This is a genomic window from Bacillus sp. FJAT-45350, from assembly GCF_002335805.1.
GTDB lineage: Bacteria > Bacillota > Bacilli > Bacillales > NISU01 > FJAT-45350.
The window spans coordinates 131,054-157,291 of the sequence record NZ_NISU01000001.1; the positions used below are offsets into that span (position 1 = coordinate 131,054).

The following is a 26,238-nucleotide window of genomic DNA, read 5'->3' on the forward strand; positions in this document are numbered from 1 at the left end:
TAATTGTATTCCAGCATAAGGAATTGAACAAGAAAAATATAGTAGGAGTGATAATTTCGGTCATACTAATCATGAGGTGATTTAATGAAGTTAGTGGACGAAATTTATCAAATGTATGAACATCATTTCACAGGTGATGAGGAAGATGCTTGGCTTGTAGTAGCTGGAATCATAGAAGAGTTTGACCGTGATGATTTTATGAATCAAATCGATGCATTAAGTGATACTCATTTAACTGAAATGTTTGCTTTATATGTCTATGAGAAACTAAGAGAAAAAATGGCAAGAGAGGGTCTTGGTTATACGAGAAATGTAGATGATGGGGACGGAAATTTATTTCATTAAAAAAGATTGTACAATGTACGGTCTTTTTTTGACCAGAAAATGTCATTAAAGGCTATACATATTACATTACCAAAGGCGTGACATCTTATAAGCACTCTACGATTTTTGGTAAGTAGTTATATTTGTAAAAAACATGTACATACATTATATTTTAGTTATTATAAATTATGATGTAGAGGAGAAGTGCAATGTTTGATTACCTCATAAAGAAGTCGAAAATTACGCTGTTATTTATTGTTTTATTCATTATCATTGGATTCATTACATTTTGGCAATTACCACAAAGGGAAATACCAGAAATAACATTGGATATTGTTACTGTTACAACGGTCTATCCTGGTGCTACACCGGAATCAGTGGAACGTACGATAACTGACCCTGTGGAAAGTGCGTTTGAAGGGATAGGTGGTATTGAGAGCTTTACATCTGTATCATCTCTTGATGCATCGAATATTGTGATTGAAATTGCGGACAACGCAGATAAGGATAAGGTATTGTCAGAAATTAGACAAACAATAATTGATGTAAGTCGTGATTTTCCAGAACAAGTCCTCTCTCCGAATGTTAGAGAGGATATTCAAATGGGAGCATTATCCTCTTATCATATCGTATCGGAAAATAGAGAAGATTTATTCGGTCTTGGCTCTGTTTTAGAAAAGTGGCAAAGAGAAGTAGAAACAATTCCAGGTGTTAAGGGTACAATCGTAAAAGGTGTACCTGAAGAGGAAATACTCCTTTCTCTTGATTCAGATAAAATGGCTGAGAACGGTGTTTTTGTTCCTAATGTATTAGATGCCCTATCAGGTGAATACGAGCAGGTGCCAATAGGAACTCAGCAAATAGGAGATATCATTCATCAACTTGTACTTCCAACAATAAGCGATATTGAAGGTCTTAAAGAACTTCTAATTGGTGTTGATATTAACGACGAACCTATACATATCACTGATATTGGAGAAGTAACTGTACAATATAAAAATCTAAAAGATGTTATCACATATGAAGGTACACTAGCTCTATCGTTTACAGTGTTACCTGAAAGAGGTGTTGATGTACCTTCACTTCATCAAGCTTTAGATGACAGATTAGCAGTATTAAAGGAAGAGCTACCTGCGAATACGGAACTTGATTTATTTTACACCCAAAATAATATCGTTTCAGAAATCTTTAGAGACCTATCTTTATCATTTATTATCTCTGTATTGTTGTTATTCTAGTAACATTGCTTGGATTAAACTTTGCATCTGCTATTATCGTTGCATTGGCAATTCCTTTTTCAATATTACTAGGACTAATACCCTTGCCATACGCAGGTGTTGATTTAAATCAAATATCGATTATTGGGTTTATTATTGCTCTAGGGATACTTGTGGATGATGCAATTGTTGTAAATGATAATATCCAGCGTAGATATCGAGAAGGTGATGCACCTTTAGAAGGTGCATTACGAGGAACAAAAGAGGTACGTGTATCGATCATTACCTCAACATTAGCTGTTGTATTTACATTTCTCTCACTTGAAGGCAGTGGAGCAGTTGTTGATAATATAGGTACTCCTTGGCCAACAATTATGTATGATATGGATCGTCAATTTCTTGCTGAAAATGGGTTAACGATGAAAGAGGTAAGTGAGCAAATTAGACTGAGGACGGAAGGAATACCAGTAGGGAATTTTGATGATGGGCTTAATTTTAGGGATATGAGACTTACTGTCGATGAGCAAGTAGTAGGAGAATCTTTGGATTTATCTGCTCTTGGAATTCCAAGTAGAGCTACTCAACAAGAAGGCGTTCCATCTGTAATTGTGTCCTTTGACCAATTTATAGAGGAAAAAGAAGTGGAATTAATCCAAAGAATTCCTCATTCTAATGGTGAACGTACAGTGACAGTTCGTGTCTATCCAAATGAAGGGGCAAATAACCTCGAACAACAAATTAACGAAACAGTTGATGAGTATTCGCTTGCAGATGGATATACGATCTCGATAGGTGGAGAAACAGAAGCAAGAAGTGATTTCTTTATTGAGGTCGGAAAGCTTTTTCTAGTTGTAATCTTCTTAATTTATATAGTGATGGCTGTTCAATTCTACTCATTAACAACACCTATACTTGTGATGAGCACAGTCTATTTAGCCCTTTCTGGAGCAGTAATTGGATTATTTATTACTCAAACAGGTTTGGGCTTTATGGCAATGATGGGTCTCGTTTCATTAGCTGGTATTGTTGTGAGAAACTCTATTGTGTTAATTGAATTTATTGAACAACGTATGAGAGAAGGAATGGACCTTATCGAGGCTGTTATTGAATCAGGAAGGGCTAGACTTAGACCTATTCTGTTAACTGCCTTAACGGCTATTGGTGCGCTTATTCCAATTGCATTGAGCGGTGATGTTTTGTTTACGCCATTAGCAGTCTCCATCATTTCAGGTATATTCTTTTCAACATTTTTTACCTTATTAATCGTTCCAGCACTTTATATGTGGATTGCTTCAAAAAAGAAAAACAAGAATGTAGCTAGTAACTAAATAACTATAGAAAAAAAGAGCTCCGTATGGTTGTCAACCTATACGGAGCTCATTCTCTTCACTATAATAGCTGCTCTACTTCCTCACGACGATTTAATAGCTTTTTTAAACGACTTTTATGAGAGCGAACCCTCATATTATTACTTTCTTGTAATGCCTCGTGAAGCTCCATTAATTCATAATCAATCTCCATATTCATAATATTAAATATTGTTTGTGGCTCAAGGTTATGGTCATACTCCCTGTACTCAATAATCGATCCATGTTTGTTCATAATGATTTTTTCACTCCCATCAATTTCGATAATCGATTGAATGTCCCCCGTCTTGTAACATGTGATATAGAGGGGACCGTCAGTGAACTTCTTTACAACTCCATTTCCACTAAACTGTGAGATAATCACTTCTAGGGATTCAGCAATTATTGCATCGTTCACTGTAAGATGGTCAACGTCAAGAGTAAGAAAATCGTTATTACGTACAAATGGAATTTCGTATATTAATTCTTCGTTGTCAATGAGTAAATAAATGGTGTCTTCCTCATACCGCCAAAAGAGAGAAAAATTTTCTTCCATTAACTTTTTAATGAAATCATGGAGTGCAGGTTTCGAAATTTCAATATAGAGGTCAGAAAATTCAGCTTCGTAGTAATGTTGGGTCACTAATATACACCCCTCTTTTTAAACTTTGTGAAGAGACTTTTGTTGCTACATCTTATGCAACTAACTACAAAAAAAGAAGTATATTCAGCAAGGAAACGAGCCCTTATAAAAAATAGGCAAGCATGGAGGGGGCTAAAATTAGTACTTTAGGAGAGGAATGGCCTGTTTTAAAAGAAAGAAAAAAGATGTACAGAAAGGAAAAAAGTTCCTCTTTGTACACCTATTATAAAGTGAAGAAATTATGAGCGCCCATATCCATAACGCTTTGATACGATATCATAGAAACCGAGTGAGTTATAGAGGGATTTTGTTGCTTCGTTGTTTACACCGGTCTCAAGTTCTATCCGTTTGATATCATTATCCTCTGCCCAATAAATAACTTTTAAAAGCAATTTCTTTGCAATACCCTGATTCCGGTATTCTTTGTGTACATAAAGGTCATTTAACCAAAGGTAATGTCCACCTTTATTAAGACTTATCCCAATATTGAAGAAAGCAACGCCTATAATCGTTTCTTTATCTTCTGCAACAAATAATCTAGCAGAAGAATCCTCTTGTAATGTTAGTTCAATAGCTTCTAGAAGTAGTTCATAAGCATCGTCAGCGCCTATTGATTCCATTTGCCCCATTAGAAGGTCGGCAATCTTGATGCGGAGCGAGTGGTCTGCATTATTTGGTACACGAAAAATTTTCATTACCTAGTCCCCCAATCATAAACTAGTCTATTCAGTACTAGCTATGAAAATTACTTTTATTAAAAACTCGAAAGTATACAATTCTATCAATCAAAAAAACATAGTGAAAACACACTTACTAGATTATCACAAAACGATTGAAGGGAGTAGGAATATTATGAATAAAAAGTGTGTACTAATATTTTTTAATTTTAACTAATAAAAGAGGTTATCTTAGATAGAAGACTTCTAAGACAACCCCATTCTTGCTCTGTTTATTGTTAATATAGTTTTGTTTCAAGTGAATTTAATTGATTTTGCATATCAGCTAGTTGTTCTTTTTCAGCTGTAGTAGAATTTGCAAAGGCAGAAGATAAATTATTCTTTGCCTTTTCCATTTCTGCTCGAGCAAGTTCAATTTCTTCTGAGGACTGAGCGTTAGAAGCCATTTGTTCAACAATTTCAATAGCATTTCTAGCTTCTTGGAATAGTTTATTACCCATTATTTATCACCTGCAGTATCATTATTTGTATTGGTTTCGCTTTCTTCAAGATCAACCATTGTTGGAATTACTTCATAACGCTCTTCTTTAGTCGGTGTCGGTTCGTGACTTTGTCCAAATTGCTCCTTTGAAGTGGAACGTTTACTCATTGATAACAGCTCCTATCAGATAATTTCAATAGTAGTTTCCCCAAGATTAAACCGATTATGTAATGATATATACCACAAGAGTTAAATAGTTTTTTGAGTTGTGTTTTTAATGAGTGAATAGTGATTCCAAAAATTACCTCTATATGTGTATCAAGTATAGGTTCATGGTAATACTTAAGATTAGTCTGTATTAGACATAGAAACTCCTTTTGTTCAAAATATTGTTAGAAAATAGGCAGTAGTTTACCCCTAAGCGTACAAGAGAAAATGTGCTATAGTTAGTATAGTCTTAAAGATTAGTTATAACTGTGATTTACCTTATGATAAGGAGGAAAACTCATGATAGAACAATTATTAACTAGCTTTGGGTTTCGAGCATTGTGGACACCTGAGTTAATTGTTATTTTGGCTATAGTAGGAGCAGTTTATTTTACTCTTATTACAAAATGGCGTCATCTTTTTAAAGATTCAGAACCAGTAAGAGTACGTCAGAAGGTGTATTTTGTTCTTGCTTTAATTGCATTATACATTGGGTGGGGAAGTCCATTATATATAGCAGGACACATTATGATCAGCTTTCATATGACACAAATGGTGTTTGCTTATTTTATAGCTGTGCCATTGTTTATTATTTCCATGCCTAAATGGTTGCTATATGCGATCAAACGTAAAGTGGAGAATTATTTATTAGGTAGGATTGCCGGTAAGTTATTTATGAACCCGATAATCGGTCTACTGATTTTTAATGGTCTTTTTTCTTTTTACCATATACCGTTAGTTTTTGATACGTTGATGCAACAAGTATATCTTCATAGCTTGTATGAAGTTTTCATGTTTATTGGTGCTACAATTATGTGGTGGCATATGATTGCGCCTCTGCCTAGTAGTGCAACGTTATCTGATCTAAAGAGAATTGGCTATATCTTTGCTAATGGTGCATTAATATTACCTGCATGTGCGCTAATTATCTTTGCTGGTAAACCACTTTATAGTGTTTATACAGATCCTAACACGTGGGCAACGGTTATGTCTTATTGTTTACCTGCAGGGGCATCTATCCCATACGGTCTTTTTGATGGTCCTAATCCATTTTCACCACTTAGTGCCACTCATGATCAACAGCTTGCAGGTGTACTAATGAAGATTATGCAAGAAATTACGTATGGTATTACTGTAGGGTATGTATTTAAGCAATGGATTAGTAAAGAAAAACAGTCAGACGGACCATCAATTAGTGATATTCCGACAACAACAATGCCAAGAGCAACTAAATAATAGAGGAGATAGGGCAATGCGCATTAAACTATTCATTACAGTATTTGTTGCCACTTTAACTCTTTCAGGCTGTGGGTGGTTATATCAATCACATGGGGATGAAACACCTAACTCTGATATTTCTGCTTCAGAGCTGCAAGTTCCAGAGTTTGAATTTGTAAATCAATTTGATGAGAGCTTTGGTTCAAAAGACCTTGAGGGGCAAATGTGGATTACTAGTATGATTTTTACTAGGTGTCCAACTGTTTGTAATATGATGACACCAAACATGGGAATTTTACAGGAAGCTCTTAAGGAAGAGGGGTTAGATGTTAAGCTAGTTTCGTTTACCGTTGATCCTGAATTTGATAACCCAGAGCGCTTAAGAACATACGGAGAGAATAACGCTGCGGATTTTGATCGTTGGATTTTCCTAACAGGTTATACACAAGAGGAGTTTATTGATTTCTCTGCGGATGCATTTGCTACTCTAGTCATGGAAATACCTGATAGTGATGATATTGTTCATGGTACAAGCTTCTTTCTAGTTGATGGGAAAGGAAATGTTATTAGAAGGTATGACGGTTTAAAGTCTGACCCAACTCCTATTATTAACGATTTAAAGAAAATTAATTAAAATAATGTGAGGTTTGAATTTTATTATGAGAAAAATAATGATATTATCCTCTATTATGCTAGCTATAATGATTTTTTTAACAGCATGTGGAGAAGAAGAAGCAGTACCTTGTGGAAATACACTAGTACCAATAGAAGTTAGCTTTTCTTGGGATTCAGTTGAACTTGATAGTGGAGCGGAAGTAGAGTTTGAGGCAATCGTAACACATGATGAAATTCCAGTTGATAATGCTCAAGAGGTTATTTTTGAAATTTGGGAGCATGGTAATGAAGACTATCATTTCATGGAAGAGACTGTCGTAGAAGGTGACGGACGCTACACGCTTGATTGGACTTTTGACCGTGACGGTGTTTATTATGTCTATTATCATGTAACGGCATGTAGCATGCACAGAATGGAAAAAGTGCAAATCGTTATCGGTGACGTTGATGTTGATGCTATACTAGCAGAGCCAGACATCGGTTCAAAATGGAGTAATAGTCATGAACATGGTCACGGAGAAGGTGATGATGAACATGAGGAACATGAAGATGGTCATGAAGAAGATCATTCAAGCCATGAACATGATGAACATGATGCGGAATAATAATATTAGGGAGTAGTGGATATTGTGATGATAAAAAAAACATCATGGCTCCTTCCAATAGCAGTGTTTTTTATACTAAGCTCGATTTTACTTTCTGGATGTGGTGGACAAGAAGAAGCTTCTGATGGACCACTTGTTCTTTTAAACGAGCAAAATGAAGAGGTATCTTTAACAAATAAAGACAGAGCTACGATACTTTTTCACTTCACTGAAATTGGCTGAGGACTTTGCCAACAGCAACTAGTTGAGTTGCAGGACCATTTGCATTTATTTGAGGAAGTAGATGCTGATATTTATGCAATTAGCATTGATTCCACTAGTAATCATCAGCGTTTAAAAGAAGCCGGAGAATTTACGTTTGCATTTCTATCAGACCCTGAGTTTAACGTCATTGAGCATACGAATATGAGAAATGAAAATGTTTCTCATAGGGGTTTCAGTATCCTTGATGCTGATGGGAATCATGTCTATTCTCATATTAATGACTTCTTTGGTAATGAAATTGAAGAAACGTATAGTATCATTGTTGAAAATTTACAATAAGAACGATGAAAAAGTCGAAGAACTCATTCCTAATATAGGTAGTTCTCCGGCTTTTTCTTTTTTACTGTTTAAATCTTGTATTGGAGTTACGTTTGGTGAAACAGAAAGAGAACTGTCCTTTTGCCAACATGCCATTACAAATAAAAAGCCTCTGATTGTAGAAGATTCTTTAGAAGATGAGAGATTTAAAGATAATCCACTTGTAAAGGACCACGGTATTCGGTTTTATGCGGGGGCACCATTAGTAACTGAAAAAGGAAACTATTTAGGCACTTTATGTATTATTGACGATAAACCAATTAATGAATGTTTATCTTCTATTGTACTTAGTTCTTATAAACGTCCAGAAAAACTTCCAGAAAAACTTCCAGATGATATTACCATTGTTTCTATTGAAGTAAGTTGAATAACTTTTGTTAAAGAGTAGCCATTAAAAATGAGAGCACTGAAAAAGTCCAAGGTAGTGTATTAAAAAGGAAGTAATGGCTCCACATGTTGCAAGCCTGCTATGAGTTAACTCATAGCAGGCTTTTTTTTAAAAGAGGCAACGGTTTCATACATTACATAAAGCTGACTGAAAAAGTGAAGTGTACACTTTTTCAGTCGAATCTGTAAATGGCTATTCTTTTTTTATAATCAATAATTTCTGAAACTATTTTTTATACAATATCAGTAATCATAATAATTATATTGATTACTGATATTCCTTTAATGAAAACAAAACAATAGATTTAAGAAAATTAAAATTAAAATAAAAATACAGTTGCATTTATTTTTATTCATACTTATAATAAAAAACAACATAAATGATACGTGGGGAGAGAAGAGATATGAGAGCAGCAATTATTGGGGCCACAGGATACGGTGGTGCAGAGTTAATCCGTTTATTACATAATCATCCCGAGGTAACGTTAAGTTCAGTTCATTCATCTTCACAACAGGGGGTATCCATATCAGAAACATACCCTCATCTAAACAATGTAGTTGATTTAGACCTAGAGGATATTCAAGCAAAACTAATTAAAGAGAAAGCAGAGGTTGTCTTTCTTTCGACTCCACCAGGAGTATCGAACAAGGTAAGTGAATCTCTTTTATTAGAGGGTCTGAAGGTTATTGACTTATCCGGAGACCTACGGCTAAAGGATCGTGATGTGTATGAACAATGGTATGGGATTGAGGCAGCTCCACAACAACTAATAAATAATGCAGTATATGGCTTAACTGAGTGGGCAAAAGAGGAAGTACAAGGGGCAAAACTAATATCAAATCCAGGCTGTTATCCTACAGCGACATTATTAGGTTTAGCACCGTTAATGGTTGAAAAGCTAGTTGAACCTAAATCGATAATTATAGATGCGAAGAGTGGTACTTCAGGAGCAGGTCGTACACCGACTGCGATAACTCATTACGCAGAAATGAATGAGAATTTTAAAATCTATAAAGTTAACCAGCATAAGCATATTCCTGAAATTGAGCAGGGGTTACATGGATGGGATGAACGAGTATCAACAGTTACGTTTAGTACTCATCTTGTACCAATGGTAAGGGGTATCATGTCGACTATTTATGCACAAGCAACAAATCCGATGTCAGAGGAACAACTACGTGAGCTATACGAAACAATGTATGAACAATCGCCATTTGTACGTATAAGGAAAAATGGACAGTTCCCATCAACGAAAGAAGTCTATGGAACGAACTATTGTGATATTGGAATCACATATGATGAGCGTACTGGACGAATTACAGTTGTATCAGTAATTGATAATCTTGTTAAGGGTGCAGCTGGTCAGGCGATTCAGAATTTAAATGTTATGCAAGGATTTGATGAAAAAATGGGCTTAGATTTAGTCCCATTGTATCCATAAAGAGAAAATTTGAGGTGAACATCGTGAGCGTAAATACAATCGAAATTATAGAAGAGGGAAGTGTCACTACACCAAAAGGGTTTAAAGCAACAGGGGTGGCATCTGGTATTAAAAAAAATGGACGTTTAGATTTAGGTGCAATTATATGTGACGTTCCTGCAAGTAGTGCGGCCGTTTATACACTAAATAAAGTTCAGGCAGCACCGTTAAAGGTAACACAAGAGGCAATTGCCAAAGAAGGGAAGCTTCAGGCAATTATCGTAAATAGCGGAAATGCTAATGCGTGTACAGGAACAAAAGGGTTAGATGATGCATATAAAATGCAAGAAGCAGGAGCGGAGAAGTTTAACCTACCTACGCATTATGTAGCTGTTACTTCAACCGGTGTCATTGGAGAATTGTTACCGATGGATAACTTACTTTCAGGTATTACACAATTAGCTCCAGAAGGAAATGAGACAGCTGCTACTACATTTAACGAAGCGATTTTAACAACTGATATTATACAAAAACATGCATGTGTACAAACAAACATAGACGGCAAGATTGTCACAGTTGCTGGTACTGCTAAAGGTTCAGGGATGATTCACCCTAATATGGCAACAATGCTTGGATTTATTACAACAGACGCTAACATCACACCAGGTAACCTTCAGCGAGCGCTATCTGAAGTTACGGACGAAACCTTTAATCGAATTACAGTTGATGGAGATACATCAACAAATGATATGGTTGTTGTTATGGCAAGTGGCTTAGCTGAAAACGACTTTTTAACGCCTGAACACCCTGAATGGTCTACATTTGTGGCAGCACTTAAGCAAACAAGTGAAACATTAGCTAAAAAGATTGCACGTGACGGTGAAGGAGCAACAAAATTAATTGAAGTTCAAGTCAAAGGTGCAAAAACAGATATAGATGCAGGAAAAGTAGCTAAACAAATTGTTGGCTCGTCTCTTGTTAAAACAGCGATTTTTGGAACAGATGCAAACTGGGGACGTATAATATGCGCAATTGGTTATAGTGGAGCAGATATTGACCCAGATAAAATTGATATTGCGGTTGGACCGATTGAAACATTAAAAAATAGTCAACCACTTCCTTTTTCAGAGGAAGATGCGAAGTCTTATTTAGAGAAAGAGAATATTACTATATTCGTAGATTTACATGCCGGTAATGGATTTGGTAAGGCATGGGGTTGTGATTTATCTTATGACTATGTACGTATTAATGCGGGATATAGAACGTAACTACGAAGCTATAATGTAAATGCTGAGTTACAGTGGAGCTATTGCTTAGATACAATCGAAATGAGGGAAGATACATGAACGAAATCGTTGTTGTAAAGTGCGGAGGAAGTACGATTGCTGAGCTTTCAGATGACTTCTTTGTAAGCCTTAAGGCACTTAAGGACGCTGGGAAATCACCTGTTATTGTTCATGGTGGTGGACCTGAGATAAATAAATTATTACAAGTATTAAAGATTGAGAGTGAGTTTATCAACGGCTTACGTAAAACGACAGCAGATGTTCTAGATACGGCTGAAATGGTTTTATGTGGAAAAGTTAATAAACGCTTAGTTCAGAAATTACACCAAGCTGGGTTAAAAAGTATTGGACTTTCAGGGTGTGATGGTGGATTAATTACAGCGAAGCCAATCGATAAAGAGGCTCTAGGATTTGTTGGAGAAGTTGAAGCGTTAAATGCAGAGCTCTTAACTTCATTTATTAATCAAGACCTTGTCCCGATTATTGCTCCAATAGGAATGGGAGAAGATGGGGAACGATATAACATTAATGCAGATAGTGCAGCAGGTGCAGTTGCAGATGGACTTGGAGCGAAACAGCTTATTTTTGTAACAGATGTACCTGGAATTTTACAAAATGGTAACTTACTAGATGTAGTAACAACAGTGGATATTGAAACTCTAATTGAAGATGGAACAATATACGGTGGAATGATTCCTAAAGTAACGGCAGCTGTAAAGAGCCTACAAGGAAATATTGAAGAAGTAATGATTATGAATGGAAAAGGGACGACACTATCAGAAGATGGTTCGATTATTGGAACGAAAGTAATAAAACAACCAGCTGTTACAGAAGTACTTTAAATATAGAAGTAAGGTGGAGAAAATAAAATGAGTGTATTATTTCCTACGTATGCAAGATGGGAAGTGGCGGTAAAAGAAGGAAAAGGAACGACAATTATAGATGTAAATGGAAAAAGCTATTTAGACTTTACTTCTGGAATTGCTGTTTGTAATTTAGGGCATTGTCATGAAAAGGTAAATCAAGCGCTGAAAGACCAAGTTGATAAAGTTTGGCATGTGTCTAATTTATTTCAAATTGAAGCCCAAGAGCGTGTCGCAAGTATTTTAACTGAATATTCTAGTGGTGAATATGTATTCTTTTGTAATAGTGGAGCAGAGGCAAATGAAGCAGCTATTAAATTAGCTCGTAAGCATACAGGTAAGTATAAAATTTTAAGCTTTCAACAATCTTTCCATGGAAGAACACTAGGAAGCATGTCAGCTACAGGCCAAGATAAGGTACATCAAGGATTCGGTCCGTTATTACAGGATTTTAAATACCTACCATATAATGATTTAGACGCAGTAAAGGATGCAATTACAGATGAAATAGCAGCAGTTATGATTGAGGTTATTCAAGGTGAAGGTGGAGTACGCATCGGGAATGAAGACTTTATTAAAGGTGTAGCATCACTTTGTGAAGAGCATGGTGTACTCCTAATTGTTGATGAAGTACAAACAGGAATTGGCCGTACAGGTAAGCCTTTTGGCTACCAACATTACGGAATTTCTCCAGATATCATCTGTGTGGCGAAAGGACTTGGAAATGGATTCCCAGTAGGTGGGATTATTGGTAAAGGACATTTAAAAGAAGCCTTTTCACCAGGAAGTCACGGTTCAACCTTTGGAGGTAACTTTCTTGCGATGGCAGCAGCAGAAGCGACAATAAATGAAATCTTTAATCCTACTTTCCTAGCAGAAGTTGAGGAAAAAGGGAATTATTTTAAAGATTTATTAGCTGAGAAGCTTAAAAATGTTCCTTCTGTACAGTCTATCCAAGGAAAGGGACTTATGATCGGTGTAACTTTTGACCAGGAAGTTGCTCCAATGCTAAAAGATTTACGTGATAATGGCTTACTAGCCCTAGTTGCAGGTCCAAATGTACTTCGTTTAGTACCACCATTAATCGTTACGAAAGAAGAGATTGAGAAGGCAGTAGAGTTAATCGTAGAACAATGTGAAAAGCTATAAATTTTTTTTCGTACGATTGAATAAAAATACCTTGTTTGAAATAAATATACAACAATGAAAACGGATAGGAGGACCTTCGATGAAAGGATATTTGGTACTATCTTCAGGTGAGACGTTTGAGGGAGAATGGTTAGGGGGTTCAGAAGAGGTATACGGGGAAGTTGTTTTCTTTACAGGAATGACAGGTTATCAAGAAGTCATTACGGACCCATCATTTAAAGGACAGATTGTTGTTTTCACGTATCCCTTAATTGGGAATTATGGGGTTAATGATGTAGATAATGAGAGCAAAATTCCTCAAGTAACTGGAGTTATCACAAGTGAAAGTAACGAAGAGGGATTCCATTATGAATCGAACCAATCGTTTGGAAGGCATCTTCAAAATCAAGATGTGCCTTTACTTGTAGGTGTTGATACTCGTGCAGTTGTAAAACGAATTCGTGAGCTTGGTGATATGGGGGCAATTCTAACAACTAATTTAGATAATGTAAATTTTGAAGATAAACAACCGATTGGAACACGAAATTTAGTAGAAGAAGTATCGACAAAAACAATTGAGACAGTTGGTGATGGAGAGCACCATGTTGTATTAGTTGATTTCGGTTATAAACAGTCGATAGTTGATTCTCTAGTAAAAATGGATTGTAAAGTATCGATTGTGCCATATGATACAGGGTTAGATACAATACAACAATTAAAGCCAGATGGAATTCTTTTATCGAATGGTCCTGGTAATCCTAAACAGCTGGAAGCACATTTACCAACGATAAAAAGTATTGCGACAGCATTTCCGACACTAGGAATTTGTTTAGGACACCAACTATTGGCTCTTGCCTTTGGTGGAGATACTGAAAAGCTACGATTTGGTCACCGTGGAGCAAATCAACCGGTTCAGGATATCGTGACAAAGCAAGTGTATATGACATCACAAAACCATAGCTATGTAGTAAAGGAAGATGACGTTTCTGAAACTGGTTTTTCAGTAAGATATAAAAATATTAATGACGGTTCAGTGGAAGGTCTTGTTCATAGCCTTTATCCGATTACTTCGGTACAGTTTCATCCGGAAGCTCACCCTGGACCTAGCGATAGTGAAACAATTTTCGCCTTATTTAAAAAAGAAATGAGTAGCAAGAGGAGAGAGAAACTTTATGCCTAAGGATACTTCCATCACATCTGTTCTTGTTATAGGTTCGGGCCCGATTGTAATTGGTCAGGCAGCAGAATTCGATTATGCAGGGACTCAAGCTTGTCTAGCATTACGAGAAGAAGGGGTTAAGGTAATCCTTGTTAATAATAATCCAGCAACTGTGATGACAGATAAATCGTGTGCAGATGTTGTTTATTTTGAACCTTTAACAGTAGAAAGTATTGAAAAAATTATTCAAAAAGAAAAACCGGATGGTCTTCTAGCAACTTTAGGAGGTCAAACAGGTTTAAATCTTGCATTGGCATTGCATAAAGCAAACCTATTAGAAAAATATTCTGTAAAACTACTAGGAACTCCTATTGAGTCAATTATTAAAGGGGAAGATAGAGAAGAATTTCGTGCATTAATGCATGAACTCAATGAGCCTGTTCCCGATAGTGAAATTGTTTCTACTTCAATTGAAGCAATTGACTTTGCAAATAAAGTTGGTTATCCGATTATTGTCCGCCCTGCTTACACGTTAGGTGGTGCTGGTGGAGGAATTGCCTCGACTGAAGAGGAACTTCGCTATATTATTAAGGGCGGTCTAGAGATGAGTCCTATTACGCAATGCTTAATAGAAAAGAGCATTGCAGGTTTTAAGGAAATTGAGTACGAGGTAATGCGTGACTCGAATGATACGTGTATTACTGTTTGTAATATGGAGAACATTGACCCAGTTGGGGTTCATACGGGTGATTCTATTGTTGTAGCCCCGTCTCAAACACTAACAGACGTGGAATATCAAATGCTGCGTTCAGTTTCAGTAAAAATTATTCGTGCTCTTGGGATTGTTGGTGGTTGTAATATTCAATTCGCTCTTGATCCTTATAGTAAGCAATATTATTTAATTGAAGTGAATCCTCGTGTGAGTCGTTCATCTGCTTTAGCATCTAAAGCAACAGGTTATCCAATTGCACGTATGGCAGCAAAGCTTAGCTTAGGTTATCACTTGCATGAATTATTAAATCCTGTAACAGGACATACGTATGCGAGTTTTGAACCAGCATTGGATTATCTAGTTGTGAAGTTCCCACGTTGGCCATTTGATAAATTTGTTCATGCAGACAGAAAGCTTGGAACTCAAATGAAAGCAACTGGAGAGGTAATGGCAATCGAAAGAAACCTTGAAAGTGCATTTCAAAAAGCCGTACGTTCACTAGAAATAAAGACAGATGGCCTGTCACTTCCATCATTGAAAAGTTGGTCTGAAGAACAATTATGGAACGTGGTTGTTAAACCGGATGATAGACGTTTCTTTGCAATTTTAGAGTTAATGAGAAAAGGAATCACAATTGAGGAAATTCATGAGAAAACAGAAATAAACTTATTTTATTTAACTAGCTGGAAGAAGTTATTAGAGCTTGAAAAATCAGCTCAAGAAATGACATTTGCATCTGTTTCAAAAGAAGCTTTAGCTAAGCTGAAGAAATATGGTTTTTCTGACCAATGGCTTGCAAGTGTTTGGAGTGTGACCCCTTTAGAGTTACGTAACAAGCGTAAAAGTTTAGAAATTTTACCATCTTATAAAATGGTTGATACGTGTGCAGGAGAATTTACAGCATCAACAGCTTATTACTACTCTAGCTGGAGTGGTGAACAGGATGTAGATGTGTCTTCGGACAAGAAAAAAGTTTTAATTATAGGTTCAGGACCTATAAGAATTGGACAAGGGATTGAATTTGACTATTGTTCAGTTCATGGCGCATTAAGCTTGAAAGAGCTTGGTTATGAAGCAATCATTATGAATAATAACCCTGAAACCGTAAGTACTGATTATGAGATGGCAGACCGCCTATACTTTGAGCCACTAACTGTGGAAGATGTATTAAATGTTATTGAGCTTGAAGGAATTGAAGGAGTCATTGTTCAGCTTGGAGGTCAAACAGCGATTTCATTAGTAGAGGGCTTAGAAGAAGCAGGTATTCGTCTATTTGGTACGACAATGGATACAATTGATGAACTAGAAGACCGTGGACGTTTCTATGATTTCATGAACCGAGTAAATGTGCCACATATCCCTGGTGTAACGGCTTATAGTGAAGCTGAAGTTTTAGAAAAAGCAGAGGAGATTGGGTATCCGGTATTACTTCGTCCGTCATATGTAATTGGTGGGCAAGGTATGGCAATACACTCAACAAAAGAGGAGCTACTTGCTTATATTCAGGATACTGAGAATAACATGGCTTACCCAATTCTAATTGATGCCTATTACCCTGGTGTAGAAATTGAAGTCGATGTGCTGACAGATAGCAAAGATGTACTGATTCCTGGAATGTTCCAGCATATTGAAAAGGCAGGGGTACATTCGGGCGATAGTATGGCTGTTACTCCACCATTCTCATTATCAGATGAGACGAAGGAAACGATACTAGCTTACACAAAACAAATTGCACAAGGAATGGATTTCCGTGGCGTATTTAATATTCAATTTGTATTATTTGAAGGTACGCTATACGTGATTGAGATTAATCCGCGTGCCTCTCGTACTGTTCCAATACTAAGTAAAGTAACAGGACTTAACATGATTGGTGTAACGGTTCAATTGTTATTAGGCAAAACGTTATCGGAAGTAGGTCTTACACCTGGGGTACTACCAGAAACTCCTTATTATACAGTGAAGGCACCGATTTTCTCATATAGCAAATTAGCAGGGCTTGATCCATTACTAGAAGCGGAAATGAAATCAACTGGAGAACTAATCAGTATTGATACATCCGTTCAAGTCGCAATGAAAAAAGCATTTGCTTGGAGTGAAGGGCAAATACCGGCTATGTATCAAAAGGAAGGTTCTATTTATTGTGATATTGCTGATGAAGAGTGGGGGAATTTTACCCCTTTAGCTAAAAAATTAAAGGAACAAGGATTTACGCTTATATCGGATTGTAAGCATGATTTGATTGATGATATTGGAAGCTTTGAGACTTGGAATCAACAAGAGAATGCGTTAGGTCTTATTAGTATTCCGAAAAAAGGTCATCGTACAGGTAAAGAAAAAAGACAAATTGCATTAAAGCAACGTATCACTGTAATTACAGAGCTGTCCACTTTAGAAATGATGCTCAGTAGTTTTCATGCTAAAGATACAGACGTTTGCTCTATTGGAGAATGGCTCTCGATGCAGACGGCTAAAGCGTAAACATAGGAGAAGGGGAGTGAGTGAGATGCTTCAAACGAAAACGAGCATTGAGCCTGCAACATTTAAAGGAAAAGATTTTTTAACATTATTAGATTATACATCGGACGAAATTCTATTCATGCTTAACAAAGCAGTTGAGCTTAAGAAGTTACAAAAAGAAGGACATTGTCCATCCTTACTTGCTGGAAAATCGCTTGGAATGATTTTTGAAAATGCTTCTACAAGAACTCGTGTTTCTTTTGAAGTAGGAATGACACAACTTGGTGGGCACGCTCTTTTCCTAAGTCCACGTGACATGCAAATTGGTCGTGGTGAACCAATTTGTGATACAGCCCAAGTACTTTCTCGTTATGTTGATGCAATCATGGTGCGTACAAATAGTCATGAAAAAGTAGCAGAGCTTGCAAAATTCTCTACTGTACCAGTTATTAATGCTTTAACTGATGATTACCATCCATGTCAGGCATTGGCGGATCTACTAACGATTTATGAAAATAAAGGACAATTTACAGGCTTAAAAATGGCATTTATTGGAGATGGTAACAATGTAGCACATTCTTTACTTATCGCAGCTGCTAAGGTTGGAATGGATGTGGCCGTTGCAACACCAAAAGGATATGAAATGAATCCAGTGATTGTTGAGAAGGCTTTATCTGTAGCAGACGAAACAGGTTCAACAGTTACTATAACAAATGACCCATTAGAAGCAGTCCGTGATGCAGATGTTATCTATACAGATGTTTGGGCAAGCATGGGATATGAGGAAGAACAGAAAGCAAGAGAAGAAGCATTTACAGGCTTCCAAGTAAACAATGAGTTAGTTAGCGTTGCAAAAGACGATTATATTTTCCTTCACTGCTTACCGGCCCATCGTGGTGAAGAAGTGGCAGCAGAAGTTATCGATAGCAACCATTCAGTTGTTTATGATGAAGCAGAAAACCGCCTTCACGCACAAAAAGCGATTTTGGCTTTGTTAGTATAAATCTTAAAAACCACTTTCTATTCGGAAAGTGGTTTTTAAGATTCTAAGGATTATTTTTCAAATTCAATCCAATCATGAAAAGTATCCAATGAGGGGATAGTAAGATGGAAGTTCTAGATAAAAAGGAGTTGAACATTATGGGACAAAGTCATCAATTTGAACCGGGTCATAAAGCTCCAAACAATGGAATTTATGTGGAAATCGGTGAAACAGGTAGCATGGTTCAAAATCCACAAAAGGTTAAGTTAAAAGCCGGTGATACATTCCCTGCTACACAAAATAATAACCGTAAATGGACGTATAAGCGTAAGCCTTAAAATCCTACAGTAAAAGGCGGGAGTTAAAATGACACAATCAAAAAGCCAATCTGAGCGACAATTTAGAAAACGTAAAAATGCGCAAAATCCTCATGGAAAAGTGAGATCACTTAAGCAAATTGCAGAGGAAGAAACGAAGTAAGTTTTGTATTTATGTAGTCCTACTATGGGTGAAGCACTCATGGTAGGATTATTTAATATCTTTTATCTGTGATCAATTTTACAGAATTGAAGTTAATATTGTTCTATAATTAGTTTTGTAAACAGAAGTAATTACACTTTATATAGATGGTAATTAGTCTGACCAACTAATTATCCTTCAGAAATAATACGAAATGCCGATAATAGACAGACTTAAAAGGAATTAATCCTTCTAGGTCTGTCTATTACTTATGATAAAAAACCTATGAGTTCATTTGGAAGCTCATAGGTTAAGGCCTTAATTAATTATAATACTAACATTTTTTCTAGCCTTTCTACATGGTGTACGGTTATAAATCCTTGCTTGTTACTAACAATACCTTCTCGTTTTAGTTGATTGATTAATCTATTTACACTTTCTCTCGTAGCACCGAAATAGCTCCCTAATTCCTCGTGAGTAAGTTTTAGTTGAATAGTTATTCCTTGTTCCGTTTCTTCACCATACTCTTTAACTAATCGTAGAAGAGTTGAGGCTAATGAATCTTGTTTCCCATATAAGGCAACGTCTCTAAGTGTTGCTTGAGATGTACGTAATCGGTTAGACATAATTTTAAAAAGACCATTTGCTATTTCTGGACATTTTTTTGCGTATTCTTCCAATTCCTTTATTTGAATCGAAGACACAACGCTTTCTTCAATCGCAGTAGCTGTTGCAGGATAGGTATCTCCTTTAGTACCAAATAAAGCTGCTTCAGCAAAGATTTCTCCTGGTTTGCGGACGGTAAGCGTAATTTCCTTTCCTTCTGTAGAGCTTTTACTAATTCTAATTTTTCCTTTATTAACAAAGTAAATAGCCTCAGCAATATCAAATTCGAAAAAGATTACTTCTCCCTTTTTTATAGTTTCAACAGTATTAATTGAATCGAGTGAGTTCTTTTCATCCTTGGATAAATTGCTAAATAATGTGATAGATGTAAAGCTAGCTTCGGTCATAATATCACCTCATGATATAGAACTTTTCTAATATAGAAAGGTATTCAAGTTTATAAAGATAATCTGAAATACGTTTTTGAACAACCTTATTATCAAAAGCCTATCACGGTGTAAAATACCTATCAGTGATTTTTTTCACATTCTAGTAAGAGTTTATCTGTTAGTATCGTGTAGAGAGGATATCTAGTAATAAAAATTAATTTTTTAGATACCTCATTTACTAGAAGTTAAAAACTATTATTGAGGACGTGATGATATGACGTTAATAGATAAGTTCGGACGAAATCATGATTATTTACGTATTTCAGTGACAGACCGGTGCAATTTATTATGTCATTATTGCGTACCAAATGGAGTTCACGATTGTACGAGTTGGAAAAACTTAATGACTGATGATGAGATTATTTCAATCGTAGAAGCAGGAGCAGCTCTAGGTATTACGAAGATTAGAATTACGGGTGGCGAGCCATTAGTTCGAAAGGGCTTACCTAATTTAATTTCCAGATTGAATGAAATTTCAGGTATTGAAGACATTGCTCTTACGACGAATGGAATTTTCCTAAAAAAATATGCTCAACAATTAAAAAACGCTGGTCTGAAACGTTTAAATATAAGCTTAGATTCATTACAAGAAGATAAATTTACACAAATTACCAGTAATGGCAGACTGATGGATGTAATAGAAGGGATTGAAGAAGCAATCCGATTAGGGCTTCATCCAATTAAGATAAATGTTGTTTTGATGAAGGATTATAATGTTAATGAAGTCTCTTCATTTCTACAGTGGACAAAGGACGAGAAAATCCAAGTTCGATTTATTGAATATATGCCAATTGGTGATACACAAACAAATTGGTCTAAACAATATCAATCTTTATCAGTAGTTGAAGAAATAGCATCTAAAATGGGTGAATATGAACCAAAGGAAAAAGAAAAATCTTCTGGTCCTGCTAGAGTATTTTCGTTTAAAGGTGCAAAAGGTAGTTTTGGTTTAATTCACCCTATCTCAAATGATTTTTGTAACAGCTGTAATCGTCTACGGTTAACTGCAGACGGAAACTTAAAGTCATGTCTATTTTGGGAAGCTGAGGTCCCAGTTAAGCACCTTGCATTTAGCCCTGAAAAGTTAACAATAGCCTATAAACAAGCATTGTTACTAAAGCCTGAAAATCATGAAATGGGTAAGCAAATCTTTGAGCAAGGTTCACCTACAAAGAGACATATGTCTGCAATAGGTGGATAAATTTTCACGGGTGTGATTAACTTCACAGACGTTATACAGAAATGCAAGTATAGTATAAGTATCCCCTTTGAAATATAAATATTAGGACAGCCGGCAGTCATCATATGGTGACTGTCGGTTTTTTTTTCTACTAGTACTTGAAATACTGTGAGAATTCACCAGAAGCCTCATTTTTAATAATTAGGGAAAGTGAAAAGGTATGAGTCGATGGCTGTGACCATTAACTCATACCTTTTTTATTAGGCTTGTAGTTCTTTTGTGTTTAGTATCGTGTCTACTTTTGTTGCTAGTTGATTGTAGTATGGGAAGAGAATTGAGTCCTTCTTAAACAGTTGAGGAACTGTACCGTCTTCATTTGCTGTTGTCATTGGTATTGCTGCTAGTAATTCAGTGTTAAAGGTTTTCGCAAGGGATTCTCCGCCGCCTCTTCCAAACAAGTAATATTGCTCATCTGTTCTTGTTGGAGGTGAGAAGTAAGACATATTTTCTACAATTCCAAGTAATTCATGGTTCGCTCGTAGAGCCATAGTACCTGCTCTTTCAGCTACATAGGTTGCAGTAGGATGTGGCGTTGTTACAAGAATGTTTTTACAGTGAGGGATGAATTTCTGCATATCTAATGCAACATCGCCTGTACCAGGAGGCATGTCTAAGATGACATAGTCCGTATCTCCCCATACAACCCCTTCTAGAAAACGTTCTACTAACACTCCAAGTGCAGGTCCCCTCCAGCTAATAGGTTTATTCCCTCTTACCATAAAACCAGGTGACATCACGCTAATTCCGTGACTCATGACAGGTATTAGCTTACTGTTGATTGAACCTGGTCTCTCCTCTATTTCTAAAATACTAGGAACACTATAGCCGTAAATATCTAAATCAATTATAGCAACCTTCTTTTTCAATCGACTTAGAGCAAGTGCAAGATTAACTGCAACTGTTGACTTTCCTACTCCCCCTTTACCACTTATGACGGCAATTACATGACCTGTTATCATTTTTCTTCACTCCATTTCCTTATGAAACTCGAAACCTGTGACATTAAAATTGTACTAGCTTACCAAATTTTTGGATGTGACTTTTTTCACAACATTAAAAGATAGAAAGGATTACAATGAATGCATAGTAAATAGATGATTTAGAGGAGAGGTCTTTATGAACAGGGTGAATAAAATTACATGGAAGCTAGGAGTAATCATTATTTCAACGATCGTACTTTGTATGGCGATTATTTCTTATTCTAATTATCGCATTAGTTATGAACGTGTAAAGGAAGCGGCAGCGATTGAATTATATGGCTGCGCAAATATTACAACAGGGCTGCTTAACCCTAGTGAAATAGAAGTATTAGTCAGTGGAGATTTATCTAAGTCTCAGGAATTAGGAGAAATGTTAAGTTGGACTGTTGACCACAAAGGAATATTTGAAAATCAATATATTCTTAGTTTAGATGGAACAATTTTGATTGCAGATGAAAATACACAGAACCAGGGCTTTCATGCTGGAGATTCATTTTACATAGATGAGGAAGCGTTAGAAATTATCTTATCCATGGGACACCCTCATTACTCAGATATATATGAATTTGGTGGTATGGAGCGTTTAACAGGTTATGCACCAATATTTAAAGACCATGATCCAACAAAAGAGATTATTGCGATTAGTGCAATTGACTTTAATGCAAAAATTGTTCATGAGAGAACATGGGATATGGTAAGAGGAGGAATCTTATTTGGGTTTATTCCTTTGTTATTAACAGGGTTTTTCACCGTAATTTTAATTGCTAGAACAACAAAGCCAATCACTGATTTAATTGGTTATGCAAGGAATGTAGCTCAAGGAGATCTATCAACACCTTCATTAGAAATTAAAAGAAATGATGAAATTGGACAATTAGCAAAAGATTTTACATCAATGGTGGAAAATTTGCGTGAAGTTATAAAAGAAGTATCGGATAATTCACATCAAGTAGCCGCAACGTCAGAACAATTATCTGTTCGTTCAGAGGATATTACATTAGCTACAGAGCGAAATGGTGAGCATATTCAAAACATTCGAGATGGCTCTTATGACCAAGTGAAGAATGCTTTAAATATTAATGATGTTGTGACTAATGTATCAAACTCAATGGAAAAATTAGTAGAGCGTATCGAAAATGTCGAAAAATACTTTGAACAAGCAACAGTTAAATCAAATACAGGTGATGGAATTATTCGTAAAGGAATCGAGCGGATGGGTGTTATACAAGAGAAATCAGAATTGATGACAGCCTCGATTACTGATTTAGACGAAAAGTCAGACCAAATTAATGAGATTATATCTATCATTACAGCGATTGCAGAACAAACAAATTTACTAGCACTTAATGCAGCAATCGAGTCTGCTCGTGCTGGTGAGCATGGGAAAGGCTTTGCGGTCGTAGCAGATGAGGTTCGTAAACTAGCAGAGCAATCTTCAAAATCAACAAGTCAGATTAGAGATCTAATAGGGGAAATTCAAGTTGAAACAGAAAGGGCAGTAACAGCATCAAAAGACGGAAACAAAGCAGTTGAAGATGGGATGGATGTCATTACTCAAGCAGGTACAGCTTTCAATGATATTTCTCAATCAATTTCACATGTTACTACGGAAGTAGAGCAAGTTGCTGTTTCAATGAAGAATATTAACCTTGACATTAGTCAAATCGTAAACCTATCAGAAACAATTGTTGGAATTTCAGAAGGTCATTCCACTCATACTGAACAGGTGGCAGAATCTACTGAGCAACAAACAGCAGCTATGCAAGAAATTAGAGCTGCGGCAAATAGCTTATCTGCTATGTCAGAAAGATTAGAGGAAAAGGTAAAGAGCTTTAAAGTGTGATGAATTTCACGGAAATAAGTGTGAACTATCTATAAGCTAGGAAGTAAGAGAGTTATCGGCTGACATAACTGCAACCGTTAACGGATGAAGGAGGAACTAAGATGAATCATTCTTATACAAAACTAAGAGATTACAATCATTCTCCGTTTATTGTTATATGGGAAGTAACTAGAGCTTGTGCACTAAAGTGTTTACATTGCCGAGCTGAAGCTCAATACAAAGCTGACCCAGCACAGCTTTCTACTGAAGAAGGAAAAAGATTAATTGATGAAATAGCCAAGCTAGATAATCCCCTTTTCGTATTTACAGGTGGAGATCCTCTTATGAGGGAAGATTTATTTGAATTAGCACAATATGCAATCAATGAAAAGAAAATCTCAGTATCGATGACACCAAGTGCCACTCCAAAGGTGACGAAAGAAGCAGTAGACAGGGCAAAGGAAGTTGGCTTATCAAGATGGGCTTTTAGCTTAGATGGTTCTACAGCTGAAATACATGACCATTTTAGAGGAACAAAAGGTTCTTTCGAAACAACTATGAAAGGGATCTCTTATTTAAAAGAAGCCAAAATCCCCATTCAAGTAAATACAACAGTCTCTGCATACAATCTTCATGACTTAGAGGAGATAAGCAAACAAGTAAAGAAAATGGGTGCTGTGTTGTGGAGTTTATTCTTCCTTATTCCAACTGGAAGAGCTCAGGAAAAGGATATGCTACCAGCTGAACAACATGAAAAGGTGATGGAATGGCTTGTTCAAGTACAAGAAAAGATGCCATATTATGTGAAGGCAACTGAAGCACCTCATTACCGTCGCGTCCTTGTTGAGAAAAATAGTAGAAAAAAGGCTGTAAGTGTAGAGAAGCGTAATGATGTTCTAGGAAGAGCACCAAAAGGTGTAAATGATGGTGATGGCTTTGTCTTTATAAGTCATACTGGAGATGTATACCCAAGTGGATTTTTGCCTATCAAGTGTGGTAGTGTGCGTGAGCAATCACTAGGGGATATATATCGAAACTCACCAATCCTACAACAACTAAGAAATAAGTCAGCCCTAAAAGGGAAATGTGGGGTCTGCGAATACAAAGAGCTATGTGGTGGCTCACGTGCCCGTGCATACGCTGTTACTGGTGATTATTTAGAAAGCGATCCTACATGTGCATATATACCAATGAAATTGAGAGAATTAGTAAGTTTATAAGATAGATGAGGTTTTCCGATGGTTAGTATTCTACCTTCTGGAAAACCTTTTTTATTCTGAAAAAAAATAATTATTTTATTAATAGAATCCGTTATACGTGCATATAGTTTACTAGAAACCGAGAAAGAGAGGGAAGTAGATTCACTATACTATTAGAACTAGATTTATTTTAATAAATTATAACGTTTTAATGTGAATGACCTAGAAAAAAGTAGGGTTTTTATAAAAATAAGCAGTATCTTTTTCTTTTTGTCGAACCTTGTAGTATTATGGAACTAGTGTTAAAGTAGATAACGTTAGCAAAAGACACCAATGAATCAAACTCCTTATGACTAAGCTGATGAATTGCAGGTATATTGACGGACTGCATCTAGTAAATTTATAAATGAGGAGAATTGACATGAAAAAAATAATACAAAGATATTCAAAACAAGAAATCGGAATTATCATTGCATTTATTATGACAATTTTATTAATGTGTGCTTCTGTTCTTATTTCTTCTTAATCTATAGAATTAGCGATTGAACTAAATTATATATACTGTTATGAAAGTACCCTCTGTGGTGCTTTTTTTTTATGTAAGGTGAAAGATAATTACACTAATAAAAAGTAGTAGAAGTAAATACTCTACCAATCCCCCAGATTTAAAAGTAAGAGGGAATTTCACATTCCAAGGTAGAGGATAAAATAACTTTATCCCTCTAGGAGTCATCATATCTCCAATTAAGTGACTAATAGTTCCAATTACTAGTCCTAGTACAAATGAGTAGGGCGCCATATCTCGAAGAATTCCCCATAATAGGGCAACAAATAATATGCTATGAAAAAACTTTCGATGCCCAAAGAAAAAATATACTAGTTTTGATATAGAAGGGAGCTTTCGTCCAATTTTACTTTTCATATGATCAATATCAGGAAGTAACGCACCAATAATCAATCCTCCACTAAATAGTACAAGATCATCTATTACTGGTGAGTAAATCTGTAATGCTCCTATACCAGTGGCTAAACCAAAGGCTATATGTGTTTTATACTGCATCTTACTACCCCAATTTTCTATGACTTTTTTAATTATAATTGAGTTCCCCTCTTAACTATACAAAACCTAATCATTGTTTTCTATACTCTCATTTCATCCATTGCCAATATTTT

General features: G+C 36.0%; 26 protein-coding genes and 3 pseudogenes. 22 read left to right on the forward strand and 7 right to left on the reverse strand.

The features are described from left to right. Positions 1-84 precede the first annotated feature (84 nt). The 3 genes and pseudogenes from CD003_RS00670 (at position 85) to CD003_RS22125 (ending at position 2,869) form a co-directional block, all read left to right on the forward strand. The gene (locus CD003_RS00670) at positions 85-345 is read left to right on the forward strand and encodes a DUF6154 family protein (protein WP_096198974.1); all 261 of its coding nucleotides are present in this window, start codon (positions 85-87) and stop codon (positions 343-345) included. Positions 346-533: 188 nt separating this feature from the next. Beyond that, a pseudogene (locus tag CD003_RS22120) lies at positions 534-1,798 on the forward strand (efflux RND transporter permease subunit); the annotation flags it as partial. A gap of 162 nt (positions 1,799-1,960) precedes the next feature. Continuing rightward, positions 1,961-2,869: an efflux RND transporter permease subunit gene (locus CD003_RS22125; RefSeq protein ID WP_257008339.1), complete on the forward strand. Its 909-nt coding sequence runs from the start codon at positions 1,961-1,963 to the stop codon at positions 2,867-2,869. 61 nt (positions 2,870-2,930) lie between these two features. On the opposite strand, the gene CD003_RS00680 is transcribed toward CD003_RS22125, so the two are convergent. From CD003_RS00680 to CD003_RS21610, 4 genes are all read right to left on the reverse strand, one after another. Further along, entirely contained in the window at positions 2,931-3,530 is a 600-nt protein-coding gene (locus CD003_RS00680; protein WP_096198975.1) for a hypothetical protein, read from the reverse strand. Between the two features lie 239 nt (positions 3,531-3,769). Then, complete coding sequence (locus CD003_RS00685) at positions 3,770-4,225, reverse strand: GNAT family N-acetyltransferase (protein ID WP_096198976.1); 456 nt, start codon at positions 4,223-4,225, stop codon at positions 3,770-3,772. A gap of 260 nt (positions 4,226-4,485) precedes the next feature. Beyond that, positions 4,486-4,707 carry a DUF3813 domain-containing protein gene (locus tag CD003_RS00690; protein ID WP_096198977.1) on the reverse strand — a complete coding sequence of 74 codons (222 nt, stop codon included), beginning with the start codon at positions 4,705-4,707 and terminating at the stop codon, positions 4,486-4,488. Continuing rightward, on the reverse strand, positions 4,707-4,856 hold the full coding sequence (locus CD003_RS21610; RefSeq protein WP_179295377.1) for a hypothetical protein: 150 nt from the start codon (positions 4,854-4,856) through the stop codon (positions 4,707-4,709). The genes CD003_RS00690 and CD003_RS21610 overlap by 1 nt, the downstream gene beginning before the upstream one ends. Before the next feature lie 342 nt (positions 4,857-5,198). Between CD003_RS21610 and ctaG the strand changes: the two genes are divergently transcribed. The 15 genes and pseudogenes from ctaG to CD003_RS22130 all read left to right on the forward strand — a co-directional run bounded on the left by ctaG (position 5,199) and on the right by CD003_RS22130 (position 18,790). Beyond that, positions 5,199-6,131: a cytochrome c oxidase assembly factor CtaG gene (gene ctaG / locus CD003_RS00695; RefSeq protein WP_096202194.1), complete on the forward strand. Its 933-nt coding sequence runs from the start codon at positions 5,199-5,201 to the stop codon at positions 6,129-6,131. A gap of 16 nt (positions 6,132-6,147) precedes the next feature. Continuing rightward, complete coding sequence (locus CD003_RS00700; RefSeq protein ID WP_096198978.1) at positions 6,148-6,747, forward strand: SCO family protein; 600 nt, start codon at positions 6,148-6,150, stop codon at positions 6,745-6,747. Between the two features lie 25 nt (positions 6,748-6,772). Next, positions 6,773-7,333 (forward strand): FixH family protein, encoded by a 561-nt coding sequence (locus tag CD003_RS00705; RefSeq protein ID WP_096198979.1) that lies wholly within the window; start codon positions 6,773-6,775, stop codon positions 7,331-7,333. Positions 7,334-7,360: 27 nt separating this feature from the next. After that, entirely contained in the window at positions 7,361-7,555 is a 195-nt protein-coding gene (locus CD003_RS00710; protein WP_096202196.1) for a hypothetical protein, read from the forward strand. An 18-nt stretch (positions 7,556-7,573) separates the two neighbouring features. Beyond that, positions 7,574-7,876: pseudogene (locus tag CD003_RS00715) on the forward strand (redoxin domain-containing protein); the annotation flags it as partial. Further along, positions 7,836-8,282 (forward strand): GAF domain-containing protein, encoded by a 447-nt coding sequence (locus CD003_RS00720; RefSeq protein WP_218838263.1) that lies wholly within the window; start codon positions 7,836-7,838, stop codon positions 8,280-8,282. The pseudogene CD003_RS00715 and the gene CD003_RS00720, both read left to right, overlap by 41 nt. A 424-nt stretch (positions 8,283-8,706) precedes the next feature. Beyond that, a complete protein-coding gene (gene argC / locus CD003_RS00725) occupies positions 8,707-9,744 on the forward strand; it encodes an N-acetyl-gamma-glutamyl-phosphate reductase (RefSeq protein WP_096198982.1) in 1,038 nt (345 codons plus the stop codon). Between the two features lie 14 nt (positions 9,745-9,758). Continuing rightward, positions 9,759-10,991 carry a bifunctional glutamate N-acetyltransferase/amino-acid acetyltransferase ArgJ gene (gene argJ / locus CD003_RS00730; RefSeq protein WP_096198983.1) on the forward strand — a complete coding sequence of 411 codons (1,233 nt, stop codon included), beginning with the start codon at positions 9,759-9,761 and terminating at the stop codon, positions 10,989-10,991. 74 nt (positions 10,992-11,065) lie between these two features. Beyond that, positions 11,066-11,851: an acetylglutamate kinase gene (gene argB / locus CD003_RS00735; protein ID WP_096198984.1), complete on the forward strand. Its 786-nt coding sequence runs from the start codon at positions 11,066-11,068 to the stop codon at positions 11,849-11,851. Positions 11,852-11,878: 27 nt separating this feature from the next. Next, entirely contained in the window at positions 11,879-13,021 is a 1,143-nt protein-coding gene (locus tag CD003_RS00740) for an acetylornithine transaminase (protein WP_096198985.1), read from the forward strand. A gap of 79 nt (positions 13,022-13,100) precedes the next feature. Then, a complete protein-coding gene (locus CD003_RS00745) occupies positions 13,101-14,180 on the forward strand; it encodes a carbamoyl phosphate synthase small subunit (protein WP_096198986.1) in 1,080 nt (359 codons plus the stop codon). After that, positions 14,173-17,349 carry a carbamoyl phosphate synthase large subunit gene (locus tag CD003_RS00750; RefSeq protein WP_096198987.1) on the forward strand — a complete coding sequence of 1,059 codons (3,177 nt, stop codon included), beginning with the start codon at positions 14,173-14,175 and terminating at the stop codon, positions 17,347-17,349. Before CD003_RS00745 ends, CD003_RS00750 begins: the two co-directional genes overlap by 8 nt. Before the next feature lie 25 nt (positions 17,350-17,374). After that, a complete protein-coding gene (gene argF / locus CD003_RS00755; protein ID WP_096202197.1) occupies positions 17,375-18,331 on the forward strand; it encodes an ornithine carbamoyltransferase in 957 nt (318 codons plus the stop codon). A 137-nt stretch (positions 18,332-18,468) separates the two neighbouring features. Then, positions 18,469-18,648 (forward strand): YjzC family protein, encoded by a 180-nt coding sequence (locus tag CD003_RS00760; protein WP_096202199.1) that lies wholly within the window; start codon positions 18,469-18,471, stop codon positions 18,646-18,648. A 28-nt stretch (positions 18,649-18,676) separates the two neighbouring features. Beyond that, complete coding sequence (locus CD003_RS22130) at positions 18,677-18,790, forward strand: DUF6254 family protein (RefSeq protein WP_257008127.1); 114 nt, start codon at positions 18,677-18,679, stop codon at positions 18,788-18,790. 305 nt (positions 18,791-19,095) lie between these two features. Here the strand turns inward: CD003_RS22130 and CD003_RS00765 are convergent, their stop codons facing one another. Further along, complete coding sequence (locus CD003_RS00765) at positions 19,096-19,782, reverse strand: Crp/Fnr family transcriptional regulator (protein ID WP_096198988.1); 687 nt, start codon at positions 19,780-19,782, stop codon at positions 19,096-19,098. 256 nt (positions 19,783-20,038) lie between these two features. On the opposite strand from CD003_RS00765, the gene moaA reads away from it, so the two are divergent. Continuing rightward, entirely contained in the window at positions 20,039-21,025 is a 987-nt protein-coding gene (gene moaA, locus CD003_RS00770; protein ID WP_096198989.1) for a GTP 3',8-cyclase MoaA, read from the forward strand. 239 nt (positions 21,026-21,264) lie between these two features. Here moaA and CD003_RS00775 read toward each other — a convergent pair whose 3' ends face one another. Continuing rightward, the gene (locus CD003_RS00775) at positions 21,265-22,023 is read right to left on the reverse strand and encodes an Mrp/NBP35 family ATP-binding protein (protein WP_096198990.1); all 759 of its coding nucleotides are present in this window, start codon (positions 22,021-22,023) and stop codon (positions 21,265-21,267) included. Between the two features lie 712 nt (positions 22,024-22,735). Between CD003_RS00775 and CD003_RS22485 the strand changes: the two are divergent. The 3 genes and pseudogenes from CD003_RS22485 to CD003_RS00785 all read left to right on the forward strand — a co-directional run. Then, positions 22,736-22,948 (forward strand): annotated as a pseudogene (locus CD003_RS22485) (HAMP domain-containing protein); the annotation flags it as partial. Beyond that, positions 22,940-23,887: a methyl-accepting chemotaxis protein gene (locus CD003_RS22490; protein WP_373558546.1), complete on the forward strand. Its 948-nt coding sequence runs from the start codon at positions 22,940-22,942 to the stop codon at positions 23,885-23,887. The pseudogene CD003_RS22485 and the gene CD003_RS22490, both read left to right, overlap by 9 nt. 101 nt (positions 23,888-23,988) lie before the next feature. Then, entirely contained in the window at positions 23,989-25,086 is a 1,098-nt protein-coding gene (locus CD003_RS00785; protein ID WP_096198992.1) for a TIGR04053 family radical SAM/SPASM domain-containing protein, read from the forward strand. A 574-nt stretch (positions 25,087-25,660) separates the two neighbouring features. Here CD003_RS00785 and CD003_RS00790 read toward each other — a convergent pair. Beyond that, positions 25,661-26,125, reverse strand: a complete 465-nt coding sequence (locus CD003_RS00790; RefSeq protein ID WP_096198993.1) for a metal-dependent hydrolase — start codon at positions 26,123-26,125, stop codon at positions 25,661-25,663. Positions 26,126-26,238: the final 113 nt, after the last annotated feature.